The sequence below is a fragment of the Streptomyces yokosukanensis genome, assembly GCF_001514035.1.
GTDB lineage: Bacteria > Actinomycetota > Actinomycetes > Streptomycetales > Streptomycetaceae > Streptomyces > Streptomyces yokosukanensis.
Window position 1 is genome coordinate 125344 of record NZ_KQ948223.1, and the last position, 2340, is coordinate 127683.

At 73.5% G+C, this 2340-nt stretch carries 1 protein-coding gene; it reads right to left on the bottom strand.

Annotated elements, in window-relative coordinates; translation table 11 throughout:
- Nucleotides 1-2340 (bottom strand): SDR family NAD(P)-dependent oxidoreductase (locus AQI95_RS34965; RefSeq protein ID WP_159056633.1); only part of this gene is annotated, 2340 nt, incomplete at both ends.

Genomic DNA, 2340 nt, shown 5'->3' on the forward strand with positions numbered 1-2340 from the left:
GCCCCGATCACACCGGCATCCAGGACTCCGGCCGTGTGCACCACACCGCGCAGGGGGTGCTCGTCGGGCACCGAGGCGAGCAGCGCCTCGGCCTGGGCGCGGTCGGAGACGTCACAGGCGACGACGGAGACCTCCGCGCCCAGCTCGGTCAGCTCGGCGACCAGCTCCCGCGCGCCCTCGGCGGCCGGGCCACGACGGCCGGCGAGGACGAGGCGGCGTACGCCGTACCGGGAGACCAGGTGCCGGGCGGCCAGCGCGCCCAGCGATCCGGTGCCACCGGTGATCAGAACCGTCCCTTCCGGTCCGAACACCGGTGCCGCGTCGGGGACTTGAACGGTGGCGCGGGCGAGGCGGGGCACGGAGAGAGCCGTACCGCGCACCGCGAGCTGCGGTTCGCCGCCGGCCAGCGCGGCGCCCAGGACGGGCGCCACCGCGTCGCCGGAAGCCGGAGCCGAAGCCGGAGCCGCGGGGTCGGTGTCGAGGAGGACGATGCGGTCCGGGTTCTCGGACTGGGCGGCGCGCACCAGGCCCCACACCGCCGCTCCGGCCGGGTCCGACACCGCCGCCTCGCTGCCGGCGGGGACCGCGCCCCGCGTGGCCACGACCAGGCGCGACTCCTCCAGTCCGGAGGCACTCAGCCACGCCTGGACCACTTCCAGGACCCGGGAGGTCAGGGCGAGCACGGAGTCCTCGCCGTCACCACCGACGGCTTCCAGGACGGCCACCGCGGGAACCTCGGCCGTACCGGCCAGCGCCGCCACGTCCTCGGCCGAGGCCACCGGCGCCCACGACGGCGCGGGCACGGGGCCCCGGTCCGTGGGCAGCTCGGTCCACTCCACCCGGAACAGCGAGTCGGCGATCACGGTGTCACCGGACGGCGTCAGCTGCTCGGCGGACAGCGCCCGCATCACCAGTGAGTCCGCCGACACCACCAGACCGCCGGTCTCGTCCGCCGCCTCCAGCGAGAGGACGTCGGAACCGTCGAGCAGCAGCCGCACCCGCAGTGCCGAGGCCCCGGCGGCGTGCAGCACCAGGCCGTTCCAGTCGAGCGGTTGACGCACCGTGTCGCCGTCCGCCGTCGTACCGCTGAGCGTGTGGGCGTGCAGGGCGGCGTCGAGCAGCGCGGGGTGGATGCCGAACTTCACGGCGTCCTTGCGCTGCTCCTCGGGCAGGGCGACCTCGGCGAAGACCTCCTCGCCGCGCCGCCACACCGCGCGCACGCCCTGGAACGCGGGACCGTACTCATAACCCCGCTCGGCCAGTCCACCGTAGAAGTCGCCGGCCTCGACGGGCTTTGCGCCGAGCGGCGGCCAGGCGGCGAAGTCGTACTCCGATCCCCGGTCGGCAGCCGAGTCCGACAGCGCGCCGGTGGCGTGCCGCGTCCACGTCTCCCCGTCACCGGGTGTGCCCTCGCGCTGCGCATGGATCTCCACGGTGCGCGAGCCGTTCTCACTCGGCCCGCCCACGGCGACCTGGACCCGCACTCCCCCGTGCTCGGGCACCACCAGCGGCGCCTCGATCACCAGCTCCTCCAGGACACCGCACCCGGCCTCGTCACCGGCGCGTACGGCCAGCTCGGCCAGGACCGTGCCGGGAAGGACGACGACGCCACCGACGAGGTGATCGCCGAGCCAGGGGTGCGACTTCAGCGACAGGCGCGAGGTGAGCACCAGCCCGTCGGACTGCGGCAGCCGCACCACCGCGCCGAGCAGCGGGTGATCGACCGCCGTCTGTCCGAGCGACGCCGCGTCGGTGGCGGTCGGCGCCGTGTGGAGCCAGTAGTGCTGGTGGTCGAAGGCGTACGTCGGCAGCTCGACCGGAGTCGACTTGGCCGCGTCCGCCGGGAGTACACCGCTCCAGTCCACGGGGACGCCACGCACGAACAGCTCGGCCATCGAGGCCAGCAGACGACGCAGCCCACCCTCCTCACGCCGCAGCGAACCGGTCACCACCGTCGCAGCACCGGACTCGGCGTCATCGAGGATCTCGGTGACCGGCTGAACCAGCACCGGATGAGCACTGACCTCGACGAAAGCCCTGTGACCCTGCCGGATCAGCTCCGCCACGGCCGGGCCGAAACCGACCTGACCTCGCAGATTCCGGTACCAGTAGCCGCCGTCCAGAGCCCCGGCGTCCTGCACCCAACCACCCGTCACCGTCGAGTAGAAGGGGATCATCGGCGCCTGAGCCTCGACACCGGAGAGTGTGTCGGCCAGAGTCTCGCGGATGTCCTCCACATGACGGGTGTGCGAGGCGTAGTCCACCGCCACCCGACGCACCCGCACGCCCGCGTCCGAGAGCGATTGAAGGGCCTCGTCCAGCGCCTGCGCATCACCCGCA